Source organism: Archangium sp. (assembly GCF_036277355.1).
In the GTDB taxonomy this organism is placed as follows: Bacteria; Myxococcota; Myxococcia; order Myxococcales; family Myxococcaceae; genus Archangium.
In genome coordinates this window covers 183,283-203,866 of the sequence record NZ_DASUNC010000063.1, presented here as the reverse complement: position 1 = coordinate 203,866, position 20,584 = coordinate 183,283, and the positions used below count along the sequence as shown (strand labels likewise).

Genomic DNA, 20,584 nt, shown 5'->3' with positions numbered 1-20,584 from the left:
ACCGCCGGTCCGTGCTACCGAGAGGGCGTGAGTGTCTCGGAAACAGTGATCCACGAGGCCGACTCTCCCTTCGGGCCCGTGTACGTCGTGGACGTGGGCGACCAGCGCACGCTCCGCTTCGACAGCCCCGAGGGCACGCTCCAGAGCGCCATCAACAAGAGCGATCCCCTGGCTGTCCCCACCAGCTACGTGCGCGTGGCCACCGCCGGGCTCGCGCTCACCGAGGGCCGCGCTCGCATCCTGGTGGTGGGCCTCGGCGGTGGGGCGTTTCCCATGCTGATGCACCGGCTCCTGCCCCGCCGCTCACAGGTGGAGGTGGTGGAGATCAACCCCGTGGTCGTCGACGTGGCCCGGCGCTTCTTCGGTGTCCGGGAGGATGCCCGGCTCCACATCTCGGTGGAGGACGGGGCCGACTTCATGGCGCGGCAGGGGCCTCGCTACGATCTCATCCTCCTGGATGCCTTCTGGGACTGCGGGACACCGGACCACCTGAAAGAGGCTCTCTTCTTCCAGAACGTCCGGCGAAGACTGGAGCCCGGAGGCGTCGCGGTGCTCAACATCGCGCTCGAGGAGCAGTGGAGCCTGGAGTCGCGAATCAAGACCTTCGCGACGGCCTTCGAGGACTGCGCGATGCTGCGCGGCGCCTCCCGGTACAGCAACCTCATCCTGGTGGGCACCCAGGAGCCCTTGCCCTCCGAATCCCTATTCCGGCAGCAGCTCTGGCGGCTCGCACGCGAGCTGGACTTCCCCGTGCTGATGGAGAGCGTGATGACCTTCGAGCGGGTGACGGACAGCTCGACGACCCGGCCGGGTCAGTAGAAACCGGAGACGGTCCTGGAGCTGACCTCTGGCAACTCACTCTTTCCTCGCAGGAAGATCTTCCCCCACGTCCAGGAGACCTTCTGATTCAACGCCGAGGTGGCGATGAGCGTCTCCTGCTTCCTGTCGCGATCCGCATCGGAGATGACGATGGTGGCTCCCAGGACTTCGTCGCCCTTGAAGGAACCACTTCTCATGTGGAGGAAGTAGGGAATCTCGAACTTCACCTCATATCCATCCTCCATCAGCATGTACTCGCCCCGCAGAGGCTCCTTCGAACCAGGTGAGTTCGCGGGCACGAGCCAGATTTCCTCATTCTCGTAGAAGTACACCAGGTGCTGCCCCCCGCCTTTTGGCAGTCCCCAGAGTTCGACATGGTCCGTGTGGATGTCCTTACCAAAGAGGACGAAATCGTCGCGCACCTTCAACTTGAAATGAATCCGCTCGGCATCCCAGCGCATCATCAACTGGACCGACAGGTCGCTGTCGTCCTTGAGGTTCTTCTCCCCATATACCGGCACGAAATCACGGAAGGCCTGCTGCTCGTCGAAGCTGTTGCCGGCAACGAGCAAGGGCGCCTTGACGTCCGGAAAGGAGTAGCCGGAAGAACCCTTCGTGACCGTCCTCCCAACGAAGTCGACCTCCTCCTCCGTGAACTTGTCAGGGGTACCGTTCAGCAAGTCCTTGGTATCCTGCCGTGATTTCCAGCGCTTGATCCGGAACGCCCCCTCCTTGAATTCCACATCCAGGGAAAGTGTCGTCTTGATGAGTTCATGGCCCGTCCTGGTGGCAAGATCGCTCTCGGACACAACCGTCAACACTGCCTGTTGTCTGGGCTGCTCGTAGATCAGGTCAACACGTTTCTCATCGTCCGCGAAGGGCTTCGAGAGCAGGAGCTTCCCATCTCTGCGAGCGCCCAGATACCACTGTCCAGCCTTGTCACGAGCCAACACGAGCCTCTGTGCCTCGAGTTCTTTCTTGATCTCGAAACCCTGGTCCGCAGATGGCGCTGCTGCTTGCACCTGGGCGCTCGCGGCCTCTCCAGCGTCCTGCGACGCTGGCTGCCCCCCAACAGCGCTGGAGCAACTCCACAAGCCCACCAACACCAAGGCGACATGCCAGCGAGAGTACCACATGAAGAGACTCCGTGAGCGTTTCGACAGGCTCATGCCGTCATCAATGCATACTCGCGATGAATTCGGCGCTGAGCTCTGGCCATTCCTGTTTCCCTTGCAGGTAAATCTTCCCCCACGTCCAGGGTTTCGCATTCACGAGCGAGGTGCCAATGAGGGTCTCCTGCTTTCTGTCCCGATCCGCATCGGAAATGACGATGGTGGCATCAAGGACCTCGTTCCCCTTCAGCGAGTCGCTCATGCTGTAGAGGAAGTAGGGAAGCTCGAACTTCACCTCATATCCATCTTCCATCAGCATGTACTCCCCATTCAGGGGCTGCCTGGATTCAGGTGAGTCGGCGGGCACAAGCCAGATCTCTTCATTCTTGTCGAAGTACACCAACTGCTGCCCCCCACCCTTTGGAAGCCCCCAGAGTTCGAAATGGTCCGTGTGGATGCCCTTGCCAAAAAGGACGAAATCGTCGAGCACCTTCACTTTGAAATGAATCCGCTCGGCATCCCAGCGCATCATCAACTGGGCTGACAGATCGCCGTCGTCCTTGAGGTTCTTCGCCCCATATACCGGCACGAAATCACGGAAGGCTTGCTTCTCGTCGAAACTGTTGCCGACAACGAGCAAAGGCGCTTTGACATCCGACTGGGCCCCGCTGGAAGAGGTCTTCTGGGAGGGGACGCCCTCCCCTTTGATACCTGAAGTTTTCGTGACCATCCTTCCCGCAAGATCGACGGCCACCTCCGTGAACTTCTCCTGGCGAGGATCCGCCGCCATCATGTCTGCGAGGCTCCGATGCACTTTCCAACGGCGTACCACGAACCTATCGGCCAGATGGTCTACATCCAGTGAATATTTCGTCGTAGCGACCACGTGGCTGGTCCTGGTGGCCTTCTCGTCCGTGTATTGGATTGTCAGCACCGCCTGCTGTCTGGTCTCCTCTTCGCTCAGGTCGACAGCCTCATCAGAGCTCGCAAAACTCTTTGAGAGCAGGAGTTTCCCCTCGATGCGGGTGCCTAGATACCAGGATCCGGCCTTGTCACGCGCCAAGAGGAGACCTCGTTTCTCGAGTTCCTTCTCGATCTTGACGTCTTGATTCTTGTTGCCAGAGGCCGAATCAACCAATGATTGACCGCTCACCGCCTGCCCGGCATCACGACCGCTCGCGGCCTGAGAAGTGTGAGGCAGGGATGGTGCCGACTGCCCCCCGGAACTGGAGCAACTCCACAGGAAGAGCGTGATTAAAGCTATGTGCCTGAGAGAGTATCCCATACCGCTTTGACCTCTTGGAAGTTGCTGAACGTCTTGCTGTGGTAACCATTGTTGCGTACTGCGCGCCATTGAGGGCACAAGCCAAAGCACGACACTGATCCGCTCTATTGACCTGGGTCAGTTCCAGCACAGCAACCGCAGCAGACAACGAACGCGATGCCTACGAACGTTCCGGGCGCATGGCGAGCACACGCTCAGGTTCAAAAGCAGCGGCAATTTCGCTGTGCCCGTGCTCGAGGAGCTCCGCCACGGCGCGGCCCGTGAGGGCGCTCGTGAGAATGCCCTGTCCCGCGTGCCCGCTGGCGATCAGCACCGCCTTCGTCCCCGGATAGCGGCCAATCAGCGGCTTGCCCCCCGGTATCACCGAGCGCAGTCCCGCCCACGCCCTTCCGAAGCGCGCCTCGCGCAGCCTCGGCGCCAGCTTCGCCACCGTGGCTCCCAGGTGCATCAGGCCCGTCGGCGTCACGTGGCACGCGAAGCCCGCGTCCTCCTCCGTGGCGCCCACGACGATCTCCCCCGTGCGCCAGGGCGCCAGGTACGTCGGCCCCGACACCACCCGCGTCAGCCTCACCTCCGGGTGGAAGATCGTCAGCATCTGTCCTCGCAGGGGCTTCACCGGCAGCGGCGGCAGTCCCGCGATTCCTCCCGACCACGCCCCCGCGCACACCACCAACCTCCCCGCCCGATGCGTCTCCTGCTCCGTCCGCACCTCCACCCCACCGTCCACCTCGGCCACCGAGCGCGCTCCCTCGCCCAGCCGCACCTTCACGCCCCTCCGGTGCAGGTCGTGCAGCAGCGCGTTGAGGTAGGCCTCCGTGTCCACCATGAAGCCCTGCTCGGTCACGAAGGCCCCGAGGATCGGCGTGCCCTCCAGCGCGGGCTCCAGCTCCACCACGCGCGCCGCGTCCATCCACGTGCCCAGCCACTCGGGGTGGTTCGCCGCCTTCTGCCCCAGCGCATCCCGCCCCTTCGCGTCCATCGCCACCCGGAGCACGCCCTGCCCCCGGCGCAGGCTCGGGCCATCACCCAGGGAGGCCAGTTCCTCGGCCAGTGCTCCGTGCGCCGCCCGCGTGAAGGCGAGCATGTCCGGGTCATCCAGCAGCCGCACCGAGGGAATCGCCACCCCCGCCGCCGCTCGTGAGCCCTGCCCTCCCGGCTCCACCGGATCCAACACCGTCACCCGCGCCCCCGCCGCCGCCAGCCGGCGTGCCACGGACAGCCCCATCACTCCGGCCCCGAGTATGACGACGTCCTGGGTCGCACTCATCGCTCAGCCCCGCTCCTCGCTCCAGCGCACCGCCTGCATCCGCATCTCGCACGTGTAGCGGCCCCGCTCGTCCTTCAGCCACAGCTGCTCCGGGGCCGGGTACATCTCCTCCACCGAGAGCTGCTCCGCCCCTCGCGACAGGTACAGCAGCAGCTCCAGCGCGAACGGCGACGCCGTGTCGATCAGGTACGGCTTGCGCTCCACCGTGCTGCGCATGAACACGAAGCGCGGCCAGCCACTCGCCCGGCGCTCGCGCTCCACCGCGAGCAACAGATCCATCCCGCTCACCTGTGAGAACAAGGTGGTCGGCAGCTCCCACCGCTCCCGCTGGTACACCGCGCCGCCCACGTGGAGTCTCGGCAGGTGCCGGCCCCGGGTGCGCAGCTTCGCGTGCAGCACCTGCGGGTGCGCCAGCGCCGCGAACGGCGCGTACGTGTTGAAGTCGTCCAGCGGCATGTACAGAGACAGCCGCTTCCCCTCCCCGTCCATCAGCACCGGCCCCTCGCGAGTGGGCAGCACCTTCACGTCGTGCGGCTTCAGCGCGCCCTGCTCCACGTCCAGCACGTCCGAGACCGAGTACATCAACTTCCGGCCCGGGTAGACGTAGAAGCCCTTGTTGCGCCGGCGGATGGCCAGTCCCACCAGCCCCTTCGCCGCGGGCTCGCGCTCCAGCCACTGGCCCGCCACCGACTCGTAGCGCGCCCGGTCCGGGTAGAAGGCGCTCAACCAGCTCCACAGCATCAGGTGGTGGTGCACGCGCGCGCACATCACCTCGAAGCCCTGGTCCGTCGCCGCCAGGCACACGTCCGGCAGGGAGTAGCGACCTCCCGGTTGCGAGGTGCCCAGGAAATCCTCCGGCAGCGTCCGGGAGCGCGACAGGTCCTCGTCGAGCAGGATGGGCGGCACCGGTGCGAAGCGGCTCCCCGCCACCTGGTCCGGGCGCAGCCGCACCGCGTACTCCAGGAAGTCCAGCGGGCGCTCCTCCGGGCCCAATGCGTCGCGCACCTGCTCGCGGTAGCTGCGCTGCACGCTGTCCCCGTACGCCGCGGAGAGCTCCAGGGCCCCGGACAGCTTCGCCGCCATCTCCTGGCTGAAGCGCCGCCCCAGCTTCAGCCGGAAGGGCGAGGACGCCTCCTCGTAGAGGATGAGCCGGTCCGAGTACACCTGCCCCTCGCCTCGCCTCGCGGGCTTGCCCGTGTACTCGGTGAAGCGCGTCTCCAGCGTCTGCAGCAGCTCCCGGCGGCGGGCCAGCCCCGCGCCCTCGAACTCGCCGCGCAGGCGCTCCAGCTCGTCCAGCCTCGACAGCCAGCGCTCCCGGGCCTCGGACCCGGGCAGCGCCGCCACCGCCTCGCGCAGGCTCGAGAAGGTGCCGAAGTCATTCGCCACGAAGGGCAGCCCCAGCAGCACCAGCGCCGACTTCATCAGCGGCAACACGAGCCGCTGCACCGCCTCCACTGGCTGGCCCAGTGCGTTCGAGGCCGTGCCCAGTGTCGGTGCCCCAGGCAGCACCTCGAGCAGCCGCTCCGCCTCCGGCGACAGCTGCACCTCCAGCGTCAACGGCTCGCAGCTCGCCCGGCCCGGCTCCACCTTGAACAGGGGGTTGAGCCGCAGCGGCAGGTGCCGGCGGACCTCGGGCTCCCGGGCCACGGCCCTCGCCAGCTCGGTGACGGCCCAGAACGTCAGGAAGGTGCGCCGCCGCGTGCTCCCGCTCGGCACCACCCGCACGTCCTCTGCGCCCTCCCCGCCGCACTCGCCGTAGGAGATGGGGCCGAAGAAGCTCGTCGTCTCGTTCTTCGCACAGAAGCGCTGGAGGTACGTGTAGACCTGCCGCTCCACCCGCCGCGCATCCGAGTTGTCCGGCCGCTGCTCCCCCTCCAGGTAGCGCGACCAGACGTTCTCGTACATCGCCGGGTTGGAGAAGAAGACGGCCTCCTGGATGGCGGGCTCCGCCGCTCGCTCGCGCAGCCGTCTCCGCAGTTGCAGCCGCTCCGCCGTGTACCGGGCCGACAGCGCCACGCGGTGCGCCCGGTAGCGCTCCAGCGCCTGGACGCATTCGGGCCCGTACTTCGCCTTGAGCGCCGGCTCCTTGCCCTTCTCCAGCGCCTCTCGCGCCGTGCGGGCCGCGTCCTCGCCCGCGGCGGTGCGCACGGCCTCCACCAGCGCCCGCTCGTCCTCGAGCAGCGCCGCCACCTCGGAGCGCAGCCCCTCCGAGAAACCCAGGCCCTCCAGCCAGTCGAACGGGAAACCCGCGTGCCGGAGTACGAAGACCTCGCCCAGCGTCCAGCGCTCGCTCATCCGTGCACCCTCTCGAGGACCGCGCGGCCCACCAGCGCCGCTTCCACCTTGCCGCGCTGCGCCTCCGGCAGCGTCGCGAACAGCTCTCCCACCGTCACCGGTTGCTCCGCCCCCGCCACCAGTGGCGCCAGCCGCGCGTCCATGGCCAGCACCCCTCCCGTGCGCAGGTTCGCCGCGTACCAGGAGGGTTTCACCACTCCGTCCAGCGTCGCCGGCAGTTGCACCAGCGCGCAGTCTCCGTCCAACCGGATCCGCTCGCCTCCCGGCGCCACGGGGGCCGGCGGATGGAGCGAGGCCCAGGCAACCCGGCCCGGACTGAGCGGCGCGCGTTGCAGCAGCTTCCCCGCCAGCGAGCCGAGCAACTCCGCCAGCCGAGCGTGGGGCACCGTCCCCGGTGCCTCGAAGGGCACCGTGCGCGCCAGGTCCCGGTCCTCGGGCGGCGCGAGGAAACGCACCGGCACGCCCGCGAAGTCCTCGCCCGAGCGCCCGCGTGTCCAGTGGAACGGCCTCACGCCCGACACCCAATCGAATACGGGCCGCTGGCCGAGCAGCGTGAAGGTCCGCTCGTGCGCGGCCTCGTCCACGCCGGGAGCGCCCACCCACCACTCCGCCACCACGCGTGCTCCAGCGGCGCGCAGCCGCTCCACCGCGGCGACCAGCGGCTCCAGCGGCACGCGGCTCCCGTCACTGCCCACGACCGAGCCCTCATCCACCGCGCAGAACCCCACCACCGCCGTGCGGCAGCCGCTCGACACGAGTGCCTCCGCGTCGAGCAGGGCTCCCAATGGCACGTGCCCCGCCCAAAGCCCTCCGTCGGCCGGGGGACGCGCCCCCTCGGGAACCCAGGTGAGGGACTCCGGCTCCGCCGCGTCCAGGGCCGCTACTCGCCAACGCAGGGGCGCCACGTCCTCGGGAAACGAGGCCCGCTGGAAGGCGGGAAGCGTCGTCAGGACCGCACGGTGGGTGGCCGCGAACGGTCCCGCCACTTCCAGCGGCACCGAGGCCGGACATGCCTCAGCCAGCTTCACCGCCGCGGGAAGTTGCAGGTCCTTCTCCAACCACAGCCGCACCCGCTCGGCATTCGGGAACTGCCCGGCCGCACGGGCCAGGTCCTCGTCATACAGCGCGGGCCGCTGGACGATCCGGAGCACATCGGCCGAGCGTTCGGTGGTGCCCCCCTCCAGCTCGATGTCATCGAGCCGCACGTGAACCCCCATCGGTGCACCCGAGAGCGCCGTGAGCACCGCTCCAAGGGCACGCAGGGGCCGGTGCGCATCCGCCCTTCCCCGCTTCCACAGCACGAGCACGGCGCGCAGGAGCAGCATCTCGCGCATCGTCTGGGTCGTGGCGGGCTCGCGCTCCCGCGTCTCCACCGCTCGCGCCAGGAGCTCCGGCTCCATCACCCGCTGGCAGAAGGCCCGTGCCACGTCGAGCACCCGCCAGCCCTCGGGCGCATCCGGCACGCACGTCACATCCCGGTGGGGAGGCAGGACGAGCAGCTTCATGACGCCGAGCCCCACAGGAAGCAGCAGCGCAGCTCCGCCGTGTGCCGCCCGCCCGAGGCCCCCAGCCACAGCTGTCCGGGCGCGGGGAGCATCTCCGACAGCATCACCTCGCCCTTCTGCTCGAGCAGGTTGACGAAGACGCGCAGCAGCGCCGGGCTGCGCACGTCGACGAGCACCGGCTTGCGCTCGCCCGGGAACTTCGCGAACACGTGGTCCGGCAGCCCCATCCGCGCCCAGATGCCCACCGCCGTCCGGAGCCGCGCCTTGTCGTCCTTGCACGCGACGAGCGCCTCGGCATCCGGGGCCTCCAGCTTCCACTGCTCGCGCTGCAACACCGCGCCTCCCAGCATCACCCGGGGCGTGTGCGCGCCCAGGGACACGCGCAGGGGCCGGATGCGCGGCAGGGCGAAGGCCGTCTGCACCAGGCTCTCGATCTCCCCGTTGTAGAGGCACACCTCCGTGCCCAGCCGCGTGGACACCAGCCGCGCCGTGCGCCCGTCGCTCTCCACCTGGAGGTCATCGAAGGGCAGCCGCCACGCCGAGGCCCGGGCGCTCACTCCGCCCAGCTCGACGACGGGGCCAGGGAACTCCGCGGGCAGCAGGCCCGTGCGCCGCGAGGCCAGCACGGTGACGAAGGGCATCGGCCGCCGCAGCGAGCCGAGCGCCCGCAGCATCTCGCCCTCCACCCGCCTCCGCTCCTCGTGGAACTGCAGCGCCCAGCCCCACACCAGGGCCGTATCGTGCACGTCGCCCACCACCAGCTCGTACTCGCCGCGGCTCCAGGCCTCCACGTCCGGGGCGCCCACGAGCAGATCGATCGAGGTGACGATCGGCAGCTCCGTGTCCGCGCGAGGCACGGGCAGCACCGCCGGATCCAACTCCACGCACCGGGCCGCCGGTTCGGGAATGGCCGCCGCGAGCGCCGAGGCCACGGTGGTGTCGTACGGCACCGGCCTGTCCCCGTACGCCGCCACCACCTTCCAGAAGGGCACCGTGCGAGCCCCCACCAGCGCCGCCACGGCGGACCGGGCCGCCTCGCGCGTGCGCAGCGCCGCCTCGCCCATCAACCCGAGCGCCGGCTCCAGCTTCCGCGTCAGCTCCTCCGCGCGCTCGCCGCCCAGCGTGAGGCGCAGGTCTCCGCCGCACTCCTCCCGCATCGGGAGACGGTCCTGGTAGAAGTTGTGGCTGTCGGACATGGAGGCGGCGGCCACGGGGGCCACACTCCAGCGCTCGCGGACGCGCTTCGCCAGCTCCTCGTTGAGCGCCATCTTCCCCGCCGCGTCCGCCGCGCCGTAACGCGCCATCACCGCCAGCAGGCCCTCCAGCGCGCGCAGGTGCTCACGGGCCACCGGGCCGGGAATGCCGGCGAGCCGCTCGGCCAGGTCCTCCAGCGGGTGGTGCGAGGCCGAGGGCACCTCGAGCGGATGGGTGAACAGGTTGCGCTGCAGGCCGAAGCGGACGGCCTCGAGCAGCAGCGGCCACTCCACCCCGAGCGCCTCGCGCAGCGCCGACAGGGGCCGCGTCCCATCCACCGCCTCCACCAGCCTCGGGAGCACGTCCTCCACACTGGCGGGGTTGGGCGCCGCGCCCTTGCGCGGAGGCATCGAGGCGAAGGCCTTGCGGCGCAGCACGAGCCAGGGCGCCACCTCCGGGTCGGCGGCAATGGCGCGCACCAGCCCGAGCACCAGCCACGAGGCGGCGAAGGTATTGCGCCCCACCAGCACCTCGGGGCCGGACCAGCGCACCGAAACACCCGTGGGCGCGCCAGGCTCCACCCGCCCGTAGTTGATGGGGCCGAAGAAGCTCATCGTCTCGTTCTTCGCGCACAGCCGCTGCAGGTAGCTGGCCACCTGCCGCTTCAGCCGCGCCCCGTCCCGGCCGGCGCTCAAGTCCCTCGCCACCGGAGGGCTGGAGCTGGCCACCGCCTCCAGGAAGCGCGGCTCGGTGCGCAGCGCCGCGAGCGCCTCCTCCACCCGGGCCGACTCGCGGGTGAAGGCCTCCTCGAAGGCCGCACCGGCCTCCTGCGCGGCGCGGGCGTGGACGTTGTACGTGGCGAAGAACTCGGGGGACTCCAGCCCCTCCACGTCCACCGGGCGCCCCGCCTTCAGTGCGGCCAGCACCGCGGACGGAGGCCGCCGCAACCGTGGGCCCCGGGCCTTCAGTGCCTCCAGCTCACGCCGCTCGGCCCACAGCCTCCGGGCGCTCTCCGCCGACTCGGGACAGCGCAGCCGCTCCAGCCGCTCGAAGGGAAAGCCGGTGGTGCGGACGACGAGGTGAGGAAACAGCTTCCAGCCCTTCATACGCGACGCACCCTGGCCCGAGGGCCTCCGAGAGGCCTACTTCTTCGGCAATGGAACGACCTTCAGTTCCTGCCCGGGCACCGCCATCACCCAGCGCGACCACACCGGCTGGTTGGGACAGGTGACGATGACCTGCAACTCCACTCCCGCCTCGATGGGGGCCGACACGGGCGTGGCACCGGGGAGCATGTCCGGGCCCAGCTTGACGAAGCAGCCCGGCGATCCTTCCACGCGCAGCGTGCCCTTGCTGCCCGGCTCCGGCCGGGCCTCGGGCAGGGTGCGCACATCGATGACGTCCTGGCTCACCGGAATCCCGAAGCGATGCAGGCGGCCCTCCTTCGCCGTGGAGACGACGAGCTGGCTGACGCCCTCCAGGCTGAGGTCCTGGGAATCCTCCACCCGGAGGCCCGCGATGTAGATCTGCTCGCCCGGCTCGCGGTTGACCACGTCGACGCCCTGATTCGAGAGCAGCCTGGGAGCCAACACGGCGCCGCCGCCCACGACCAGGAGCCCGGCGACACCGAGGACGGCCCACTTGACCGCGGACGAGCGGGGCGCGGGGGGCCTGGCCGCGGACATGGCGGCAGGGGCCTGCGGGGCCGGGGCCTTGGGAGGCGCACCCACCGGAGCAACACCCACCGGGGCTGGCGCGGGAGCCACCTGGGTGGCCGTGCGGGCGGACACCGGAACCGCGGGCTGCAACGCGGGCCGGGAGCCGGTACCGGGCGTGCCGGACAGGGACGCGCGGGGCGGCACCGCGGGTGTGGGCCCGGAGGCCCGAGGCGGCACCGCGGGCACGCCGGTCATGGAGGCACGGGCCTGTCCCCCGGGACGGGACGCCACGGTCGGCGGCGGGGGCGGCACGACAGGCACCCCGGACAGGGACGGACGCGCGGGGACGGGAGCCGACGCCTGTGCCGCTACCGCGTCCGTGGGAGGCTCGGGAGGCAGGGCGTTGGGGGCGATGAGACCCTGCTGCGCGGGCCGGTAGACCTCGGTGCGCTCGTCCGGAGCCTGCGTACCGGGCGCAGGAGGAGCCGGAGGAGGACGCGAGGACTGCGCCGGAGGAGGCGGGGGCTGCGGCACGGCGCCGTACTGCCCGGTGCTGGAGCCGAGCGCGGGCCGGGAGCCGGTGCCGGGGGGCGCCACCATCTCCCCCGTTGCGCCGGTGGGAACGCGCGTCGCGTTGCCCGAGCCCGTGCCCGAGACGCTCGGATGCGAGCCGGTGGAGCCCGCCGAAGCGTTGTTCGTGGTGGGCCCGAACTCGGCGAGCCGGTCTCCCAGGGTGGCCTTGAAGAACTGGGCCACCGCCGCCGGCGACGAGTTGAGCCGGTGGTGGGCCATCACCGCTTCGATCTCCTCGCGCATGGCGGCGGCGGAGGGCGTGCGGCGCGCCGGATCCTTCACCAGGGCGCGGAGGATGAGATCCGACACATCCTGGGGGATGTTCGGCTTGAGCTGGGAGGGCACGGGCGCCGGCTCGCGCACGATGGCGTTGAGCGTGGCGGCGTCGTGGTCCCGCTTGAAGGGCAGCGTGCCGGTGAGCAGCTCGAAGAGCACCACGCCCAGGGCGAACACGTCGTTGCGCGCGTCCAGGGCGCGGCCCGCGGCGGCCTCGGGGGAGATATAGGAGATCTTCCCCTTGAGCACGCCGGCCTGGGTGTTCTCCTCGCCCTGCACCTTGGCGATGCCGAAGTCGCTCAGCTTGATGGCGCCATCCAGCGAGATGAGGACGTTGTGGGGGCTGACGTCGCGGTGCACCACCGGGTGGGGCACGCCGGCCGGGTCCACGTAGCTGTGCGCGTAGTGCAGGCCCGCGGCCGTCTCGGCGACGATGCGCAGCGCGTGCTCCAGCGGCAGGGCCAGGCCCTTGCGCCGCAGCTCGTTCATCAACTTCTTGAGATCCGGGCCGCGCACGTACTCCATGAGGATGTACGCCACGCCGTCGTTCATGCCCACGTCGAACGTCTGCACGACGTTGGGGTGCGTGAGGCGCGCGTTGGCCCGCGCCTCGGCGAAGAGCATGTCGACGAACTCGGCATTCTCCGCGAACTGCGGGAGAATCTTCTTCATCACCACGAACTTCTCGAACCCCTTCACGCCCACCTGCTTGGCGAGGAACACCTCGGCCATGCCGCCCTGGCCCAGCCGGCGGATGATCTGCAGCTTGGTGGCGCTGATGGAGTTGCTGATGTCCGAGCCGCCGCCCTTGTTGGCGTTCGGATCCACGTTGGTGGAGCCGAAGAGGTACTGGCTGAGGGCGCGGGGCTCGAGCGCCTCGATGTCGTCCAGCGGCTTGTCCACCAGCGACGAGCGGCTGAGCAGCGGCACGAGCTGGGGGATGGCGGGAAGGCGCGCGGAGCCGCCGCAGATGGGGCACTCGCGCTCGGGGCTGGCGTTGGCGCGCAGCTTGGCGAGGTACTCGGAGGCCAGGGCGCGCTGCTGGTGCTCATGGCCGCAGTTGCGGCACTCGCAGGGCAGCCACAGGGTGCCGATCTGCGCGGTGAGCTGCCTGGTGAAGCGGTTGAGCGCTTGGAGCACCGGCGGGGGCACGCGGCACAGCACCACCTTGGCGCCCTGCGCGGCCGTGGCCAGCACCTGCTCCAGCTTCGCGACGGCCTCGGGCTCCACCTTGCTGACGTGGGAGAAGTCGAAGGCGACGCGCCCCTCCAGGCCCGAGGCCAGCCGGCGCACGTTCAGGTCCGCCTTCAGCTCGCTGGCCAGGGAAACGTACGTGATGTCGTCCTGGACGATCTTCAGGTGCGTGGTGAGCGCGCTGGGGGCGCTGGGCGTGGTGGCGCGCAGGTAGCGCATCACCACCGGATCCACCGTGCCGAACTGCTGGCGCTGCGCGTAGTCGAAGAACTCGCTCGGCAGATCCGCGAACTCCAGCTTGCCGGCGCACACCGGGCAGGAGTGCTCGGGGGCGCGGCCCTCGGCGATGATGGGCGCTTCCGACTGCAGGTCCACCAGGCGCAGCCGGTCCTCTCCGCAGGCGCGGCACGTGTAGGGCGCCAGCACGGACAGCACCCGCGCCACGCCGGAGAAGCCCTCCACCATGTTGAGCTGGTCCACCATCACCGGTGGCGCGTTGACCACGTACAGCGCGATGCCGCCCGCGGGCAGCTTGCTGGCGAACTCGATCCACCGCCGCACGCCGAAGGAGCTGATGCGCTCCACCTGGCCGAGGTCGACGATGAGCAGCCCGCCCATGTCGGGGGACGAGGACGTCAGCGGGAACGTCTCGTCGATGATGCCGGCGATGCGGACGTGGTGGATGGTACCCACGCGCACGCGGCTGATAGTGGCATTGGAACCCTGCGTCTCCACCGTCCCGCTCCTCATTCCGACTGGAAGTACAGCAACGACTTGGGAAGCGCGGCCCGGCGGCGCGCCTCGCCCAACCCGACCACGCCCAGCATCCGCGTCTCCTTGCCGGGAGCCACGCGGACGGCGATCAAATCACACGCCTCCAGGATGCGCCGCATGCCCAGGCCCGCCCCACCGCCCGAGGCATTCACCTGCATGCGCCCACCCAGCGAGGCCAGTGCCCGCGCGATGGGCCCGGGCGTCAGCCGCCCGAAGAGATCCACCGCCTCCAGGAAGATGCCGCCCTCCCCCACCGCCAGGGACACCTGGCACACGTGCTCGGGCGCCACCGCCTGCACCGACTCGCGCCGGTGGGCGTACAGCGGCGTGCCCCGGGCATCCACGGGCGCGTCCAACAGCGCGTTGGCGGCCAGCTCGTGCATCACCTCGGCCGCGAGGTTCGCCGCGCTCCGGCTGCCCTTGGAGGCCTCCACCAGCGCGGCGGCCTCGGACGAGGCGCCCTTCAAGTCCACCACCCGCTCCAGCCACAGCTTCGCGACCGCGGCCCCCGGGGGCATCAACGGCTCACCCCGCAGGAGCGAGCCCAGCACCCGCATCTCCCACGCGGACGGGAGGCCACCCGGCTCGCGCGTGGCCAGCAGCAGCGCTGGAGGCTGACGCTCCAGCATCGCCGCGTGGGCAGGCCCCAGACGGCCGTCGAAGAGGACCAGCTCGCGGGCCGGGGCTCGCGCGGTGCCCCCTCGCGCCACCACCGGCAGGCCACTGCGCACGAGCGCGGGGGTGGCCTGCTCCAACGTGGCGGGAGCCAGGGAGGCATCTGCGATGAGATGGAGGCCAGTGGTGGCCCCCGCGTGGTGGGCGGCTCTCACGATGACGGCTCAGTACTGGAACTTGATCTCGCTGAAGAGGCTCAGCGGAGGCGCGGGGAAGCCAAAGGACTCGTCGTACTTCGCGTTGAAGAGGTTGGAGCCGACCACGGACACCGTGAGGCCCTTGGTGACGTTGGCCCCCACGCGCGCGGTGGCGGTGAAGTAGCCCGGCAGCTTCACCTGCTCGAACTTTCCGGTGGCCGGGTTCTCCAGGGAGCCCGAGTCGAGACGCTCGCCCACGTACAGCGCGTAGAGCTCGGCGAAGCCGAACTTGCCGAAGTTCGTCCGGCCGCGCGCGTAGATGCGGTGCTGGGGCGCGTAGTCGAGCGGCCGCTCCGGCCGGTTCTCGAAGGCGAGCGCCCGCGCGTCCAGGAACTGGTACGACACGTCGAAGGAGGAGTTGATGGCCGCCACCTGCGCCGCCGCCTCCGCCTCGAAGCCCAGCACGCGCGCATCCCCCACGTTCTTGAACTGCGAGGTGGCGCCGAAGAGGAGCTCCTGGTTGATGAAGTTCCTGGCCAGGTTGTAGAAGCCCGTGCCCGTCAGGCGCACCGTGCGATCGAAGGGCCAGAAGTCCACCGAGGCCTCGACGGTGTCCAGCGTCTCGGCGCGCAGGGTGCTGTTGCCCAGCAGCGTGGACGCGTACATCTGCTGGTTGATGGCCAGCTCCGCCAGCGTGGGCGCGCGGAAGGCGCGGCCGTAGTTGGCGCGGAAGGTCAGCTCGGGACGGGCGTGGAACACCACGCTGGCGCGCGGGGAGATCTGATCCGTGCGCGTCTGCCAGACCTTCTCCGGGATCATGTACTTGTCGTAGCGGGCGCCCGCGCTCAGCACGAGCTGGCTGAAGGGCCGGTACTCCGCGTCGAGGAAGCCGCCGAGGATGTCCTGGGTGGTGTCCTCCATGGTCAGGCCGGGGAGGATGTTGGGGTTGTTGACCAGGTCGTTCTTGTAGTCACCGCCGAAGGTGACGGTGAGATCGCCGAGGGTGAGCAGGCCGCGGGCCTCACCGCCGATCCGGCGGCGCTTGCCCAGGGGCATCTGGGGGCTCTCCTCGTCGAAGGCGTTCTCCATCTCCACCTGGCGGCGCTTGAAGAAGGTGTACGCCTGGGCGAACACGCGCAGGTTGTCCGTCACCTGCTGGTCCAGCTGCGCGCTCGCGTTGAAGTTCTGCACGCGCTCCACGTCGTTGGGCGTGTAGTGGCACTTGCCGCAGTTGCCCACGGTGGCGAGCTGGTGGCCTCCGGGGCGGCCGATCTCTCCGCTGGTGAAGCTGGCATCCAGCGTCACGCTCTTGATGTTCACCCGGCCGGTCACCTGGTGCACCAGCGAGTCCTCGTTGGTGTCCACGCGGCCGATCTTCGGATCATTGAAGAGCTGGGGGCCGTCCGAGCCGAAGCCGTAGTAGCTGACGAGCGCCTCCACCGGGCCGCCGCGTCCGGCCGCGGTGGCCTGCGCGCGCCACGTCCGGTCCTGGCCCAGCAGCAGCCGCATGTCCGAGCCCCAGTCACGCCCGTCCTGCATCAGGTCCTTGGGCTGGCGGGAGATCATGTTGATGACGCCGCTGAAGGCGTTGGAGCCGTACAGCGTGGAGCCGGGGCCCCGGATGACTTCGATCTGCTTGAGGTTGGTGAGCGGCGTGGTCTCGTCCGCGTAGAACTGGCCCGTCCAGGGGTCGGTCAGCGGGCGGCCGTCCTGCAGCAGCAGGAGCCGGTTGGAGAGGTAGTTGGAGCCCAGGCCGCGCGCGCTCACCGCCGCCTTGCGCATGGCGCCCCGGCGGCACTCCATGCCGGGGAAGTACTGGATGGCCTCGCACAGGGAGAACTGGCCGGTGCCCTCCAGCTCCTCGGCGGGAATCCAGGAGATGGTCATCGGCACGTCGGCGATGCGCTGGCTGCGCTTGGAGGCCGTGGACACCACCGCCTCGCTCAGCAGCTGCTGCACGGAGTCCTCCAGCGAGGAGGCCTCGGGCGTGGCGAGCGGATCCGGGATGTCCACACCGGCCAGGGCCGAGGGCGGAGGCAGCGGCCGCGAGGCCGCCGGGCCGGTGAAGGGCGCGCGCTGCGGCACGTTGGAGGACGAAGCGGGCGGAGGCAGCGGCAGCGGCTTGCGCGCCTTGGGGGCATCCGAGGCCGTCGTGCCAGTGCCCGTGCCAGCGCTGGTGCCAGTGCTGGTGGTGCTGCTGGGCGCCGGCAGGGTGGACTTCGTCTGCGGCGTTCCAGCGTGGGCGGTGAGGCCGCACATGAGCCCGACGAGCGCCGGGAGCCAAGCCATTCGAGTCGAGTGCATCGTTCTCTACGTCCCGCGATTTGGAGAAGGAGTGTAGCGGTTCCAGGAGGAGAAAGTCGCCCCCGCTCTGTCAGTCATCCGGCTGCTCGGCGGACACATCCAGTGCGTCCGCGAAGGACGGGAGCACCGGCTGGAGGACGGCGGGCTCCAGGAAGGCCCGGGTGTCCACGCGCAGTGCGGGTACCTCCACCAGCACGGGCTGGCGGCGGGGAGGGCCGCTCTGCAGCAGCTTGCGCAGGTCCTCCAGCTCCTTGCCCTGGATGGCGACGAAGGCACCGAAGGGAGCCACCGGCTCGAGCTTCTTGAGGTTCTCCGTCAGGTCATCCGCGTCGCCGCGCATGCCCACCAGGACGGCGCCGGGCACCTTGCTGCTGCGGTAGAGGACGCGCACGCCTTCGGGCACGTGGGCCAGCGGCACCAGCGCGGCCTCGGCGCCCTTGGCCTCCAGCATCTTCAGGGCGGACTCCACGTTGGGCACCGGGGTGAGCTTGAAGTGCTTCCTGGCGTCCAGGTCACCGGCGAGCACCACGTTGGTGACGAACTTGGGGTCCGCCGCGCCCGCGCCCTTGACGATGGCGAGCCGCTTGCCCGCCAGGTCCTTCACGGAGCCGCGCGAGGTGGAGACGATGGCCCAGCGCTGGGCCGTCTCACCGGACAGCGGCGCGAGCGCCACCGGGGTGGCCTTGTTGCCGAGCTGCACGGCGGCCCAGGAGTCCAGGACGGCGAAGTCGACGATGCCCTCGCCCACGGCCTTCGAGAAGTCCTCGTAGCGGGCGAAGCTCTTGGCGGCGGTGGGCCGGCCGGTGGCCGCGGTCAGCTTCGCGGCGAGCGCCTCGGCGTACTGGAAGCGCTGCTGGCCATCGGTGAGCGTGGTGGGCAGGAAGACGCCCAGGGTGGCCTTCTTGGGGGCGGCCGCGCCGGCGGCGGGCACCCACGCGCACAGCAGCGCGAGGCCCAGGAGGAGCGAGCGGGGGGAAATCATGGCGTGGTATCCGAAGCGGTGGCGCTGGAGGGCTCGGGGTTGGAGGTCGGGGCGGTGGCGGGCTCGGCCAGGCCGTAGATCATCTGCAGGCGATCCTTCCACTCGCGGACGGCGGCGGCGCGAGGCGCGGCGCCCGAGGCGAGGTAGCGGCGGTAGGAGTCGACGGCCTGAGACATGTCGCGGCGGCGCTCCTGGGCGTCGATGCCGAGGTTGAGCGAGGCCTGGGGCACGGTGCCCTCGAGCTTCTTCCAGGTGGCCACGGCGTCGTTGGCCTTCTTGCCGCGCCAGGCCACGCAGGCGAGGTTGTGCTGCAGGGCGGCGCTGTCCGGCGCGAGGGCGAGGGCGGCCTTGAAGGACTTCTCGGCGGCGCGCATGTTGCCGGAGGTGTAGGCGCGCTCGGCCTCGCGGCGGTGGAGGGCGCTGGTGAAGGTGGCGGTGAACGGGGCCTGCTCGGGGATGGGCCGTTTGGCGGCGGCGGTGAGCGCCTTGCGCGCCTGGGCCAGCTTGTCGTTGCGGTAGAGCAGGAAGGCGTCCACGAGCTGGCGGGTGTTGGGACGGGCCCAGCCAGGCGTCGGGGTGAGCGCGCGCTTGAAGAGGTTGCCCGCGTCACCGAAGCGGCCCTCCTCCACCTGGGCGAGCCCCTTGGCGAAGGCGGACAGGCGGGCCAGCTCGGACTGGTTGCCACCGAGGCCGGCGCGCTCGGCGGACTCCACGTCCTGGCGGGCGCCCGCGCCGTCTCCAGACTCCAGGCGGGAGAAGGCGCGGCGCAGGTAGACGCGCGAGAGGTTGGCGCGCGTCACCTCGAGGGCGCGCTTGGAGGTGCCCGGGTCGGTCAGCCGCTCGAGGGCGGCATCCACCTGGCCCAGCTCCATCTCCGCGAGCGCCGAGCCGGCGGACACGTCCGACACGGCGGCGAGGTCCGGGGCCATCTGCCCGGCCTTCTCGAAGGCCTCGAGCGCCTCCTTGGGAGCGCCGGAGCCCAGCCGCGCGTAGCCGAGCACCAGGTGCTCGCGCCAGGCGGCCTCGGGCAGCTGCACGCCCAGCTCCATCACCTTGCGGGCCTCGGCGTGGGAGCCCTGCTGGAGCAGGACGGCGCCCAGGCGGCGGGCCATGGCCGAGGTGCGCTCCAGGTCGAAGGCACGGCGCAGATCGCGCACGGCGTCGTCCACGCGGCCGTTGCTGGCACGGTCCCGGGCGCGGTGGGCCAGCGCGCGGGCCAGCCACTTCTTCGCGTCGGCGTGCTCCGGCTCCAGCTTGAGGGCCTGGGTGTAGTCCTCGATGGTCAGGTCCCACTGGCCGGTGGCGAAGTGGTCCGCGCCCAGCAGCACGTGGCCCAGGGCCTGCTTGGGGGACATCTCCACCACGCGCCGGTGCACCTCGACGGCGCGCGCGTAGCGGCCGGCGCGGCGGTTGACGCTGCCCAGGGTGGACCACAGCTCCAGGCTGTCGGCGCCCGACTGCACGGCGCCCTCCAGGAAGGAGATGGCCTCCTCGTTGCGGCCCTGCTTCTGCAGCGCCATGCCCACGGCGATCTGCGCGGCCACGTCGCCGGGGGCCAGCTCCAGCACCTTGCGGTACTCCGTCTCCGCCTCGGCGGGCCGGGCCTGGGCCATGCGCACGTCACCCAGCAGCATGTGCGCGGCCGGCGTGGCTCCCAGCTTCACCAGGGCGAGCGCCTGCACCTCGGCGCGCGGCACGTCGTTGGACTCCAGCAGCAGCCGGCCCAGACGCTCCTTGGCCTCGGGCACCTGCGGGAAGCGCACGGTCAGGCCCTCGAGCAGGGCCATGGCCTCCGCCATCTTCCCTTCCATCTCCAGCACCGCGCCCAGGCCCATCTGGATGGAGACGGACTCGGTGCGGCCCACCTGGGCGCGCTCGAAGGACAGGCGCGCCGCCGCCGCGTCGTTGCGCAGCAGGTGGCCGCGGCCGAGCAGCTCGTGGATTTGATAGTCGTTGCCGGCGAGCTTGTCCGGGCGCTGGGCCAGGTAGGCCTGGAGCTCGGCCACGGTGGCCTCGCCGTCCTGGAGCACGAGGGCGTAGTAGTTGCCCAGGTAGTAGTGGACGAGCAGGTGCTCGGGCTGGTTGGCCACGGACACCTGCTGGAGCACGGGGAGGGCCTCCTCGTAGCGCTTGAGCTTGAAGAGCGAGATGCCCAGCGGGTAGGCCAGCTCCAGCGACTGGGGGTTGGCGGCGTAGACGGGGGCCAGGCGGGTGGCCACGCGCTCATGCTCCTGGAGGGCCAGGCCCACGGCGCCCAGGCCGGCGGCGGCGGGCACGGAGGTGGCCTCGGCGTCGAGCGCCTTCTCGAAGAGCTCCAGGGCCTTGCGGTACTTCGTCTCGGCGCGCTTCTTGTCACCGGAGGTGGCCGCGGTGCTGGCATCCACCTGGGCCGTCTCACCCTCGCGGACGAGCCGCTGGGACTCCGTCATGGGAGGTGGACGGTACTGGGCGAACGCGGCCGTGCCGCTGAGCGAATGGGCGAGGACGAGGGCCGCGACGAGGCGGCGGACGGGAGGACGGGGAGAGCGCATGCG

Annotated in this window: 12 protein-coding genes; 1 reads left to right on the top strand and 11 read right to left on the bottom strand. The window is 70.3% G+C overall.

The annotated features are described in order from the left end of the window. Nucleotides 1–27 precede the first annotated feature (27 nt). Nucleotides 28–819: a fused MFS/spermidine synthase gene (locus tag VFZ09_RS17185; protein WP_329728660.1), complete on the top strand. Its 792-nt coding sequence runs from the start codon at nucleotides 28–30 to the stop codon at nucleotides 817–819. Here VFZ09_RS17185 and VFZ09_RS17180 read toward each other — a convergent pair. From VFZ09_RS17180 to VFZ09_RS17130, 11 genes are all read right to left on the bottom strand, one after another. Next, the gene (locus tag VFZ09_RS17180; protein ID WP_329728659.1) at nucleotides 813–1,955 is read right to left on the bottom strand and encodes a hypothetical protein; all 1,143 of its coding nucleotides are present in this window, start codon (nucleotides 1,953–1,955) and stop codon (nucleotides 813–815) included. The genes VFZ09_RS17185 and VFZ09_RS17180 overlap by 7 nt on opposite strands. 40 nt (nucleotides 1,956–1,995) lie before the next feature. After that, nucleotides 1,996–3,216, bottom strand: coding sequence for a hypothetical protein (locus VFZ09_RS17175; protein WP_329728658.1), 1,221 nt, complete (start codon nucleotides 3,214–3,216; stop codon nucleotides 1,996–1,998). Nucleotides 3,217–3,376: 160 nt separating this feature from the next. Next, nucleotides 3,377–4,483, bottom strand: coding sequence for an FAD-dependent oxidoreductase (locus VFZ09_RS17170; RefSeq protein WP_329728657.1), 1,107 nt, complete (start codon nucleotides 4,481–4,483; stop codon nucleotides 3,377–3,379). Between the two features lie 3 nt (nucleotides 4,484–4,486). Beyond that, the gene (locus VFZ09_RS17165) at nucleotides 4,487–6,778 is read right to left on the bottom strand and encodes a lantibiotic dehydratase (RefSeq protein ID WP_329728656.1); all 2,292 of its coding nucleotides are present in this window, start codon (nucleotides 6,776–6,778) and stop codon (nucleotides 4,487–4,489) included. Continuing rightward, nucleotides 6,775–8,283 carry a hypothetical protein gene (locus VFZ09_RS17160; RefSeq protein ID WP_329728655.1) on the bottom strand — a complete coding sequence of 503 codons (1,509 nt, stop codon included), beginning with the start codon at nucleotides 8,281–8,283 and terminating at the stop codon, nucleotides 6,775–6,777. The genes VFZ09_RS17165 and VFZ09_RS17160 overlap by 4 nt, the downstream gene beginning before the upstream one ends. Next, nucleotides 8,280–10,583 carry a lantibiotic dehydratase gene (locus tag VFZ09_RS17155; protein WP_329728654.1) on the bottom strand — a complete coding sequence of 768 codons (2,304 nt, stop codon included), beginning with the start codon at nucleotides 10,581–10,583 and terminating at the stop codon, nucleotides 8,280–8,282. The genes VFZ09_RS17160 and VFZ09_RS17155 overlap by 4 nt, the downstream gene beginning before the upstream one ends. A 36-nt stretch (nucleotides 10,584–10,619) precedes the next feature. Continuing rightward, nucleotides 10,620–13,913 carry a protein kinase domain-containing protein gene (locus tag VFZ09_RS17150; protein ID WP_329728653.1) on the bottom strand — a complete coding sequence of 1,098 codons (3,294 nt, stop codon included), beginning with the start codon at nucleotides 13,911–13,913 and terminating at the stop codon, nucleotides 10,620–10,622. An 11-nt stretch (nucleotides 13,914–13,924) separates the two neighbouring features. Then, on the bottom strand, nucleotides 13,925–14,782 hold the full coding sequence (locus tag VFZ09_RS17145; RefSeq protein WP_329728652.1) for a hypothetical protein: 858 nt from the start codon (nucleotides 14,780–14,782) through the stop codon (nucleotides 13,925–13,927). Nucleotides 14,783–14,791: 9 nt separating this feature from the next. Next, entirely contained in the window at nucleotides 14,792–17,053 is a 2,262-nt protein-coding gene (locus VFZ09_RS17140) for a TonB-dependent receptor (RefSeq protein ID WP_329728651.1), read from the bottom strand. A gap of 85 nt (nucleotides 17,054–17,138) precedes the next feature. Further along, nucleotides 17,139–18,050 (bottom strand): PhnD/SsuA/transferrin family substrate-binding protein, encoded by a 912-nt coding sequence (locus VFZ09_RS17135; RefSeq protein WP_329728650.1) that lies wholly within the window; start codon nucleotides 18,048–18,050, stop codon nucleotides 17,139–17,141. Beyond that, the gene (locus VFZ09_RS17130) at nucleotides 18,047–20,581 is read right to left on the bottom strand and encodes a tetratricopeptide repeat protein (protein WP_329728649.1); all 2,535 of its coding nucleotides are present in this window, start codon (nucleotides 20,579–20,581) and stop codon (nucleotides 18,047–18,049) included. The genes VFZ09_RS17135 and VFZ09_RS17130 overlap by 4 nt, the downstream gene beginning before the upstream one ends. Nucleotides 20,582–20,584 lie beyond the last annotated feature (3 nt).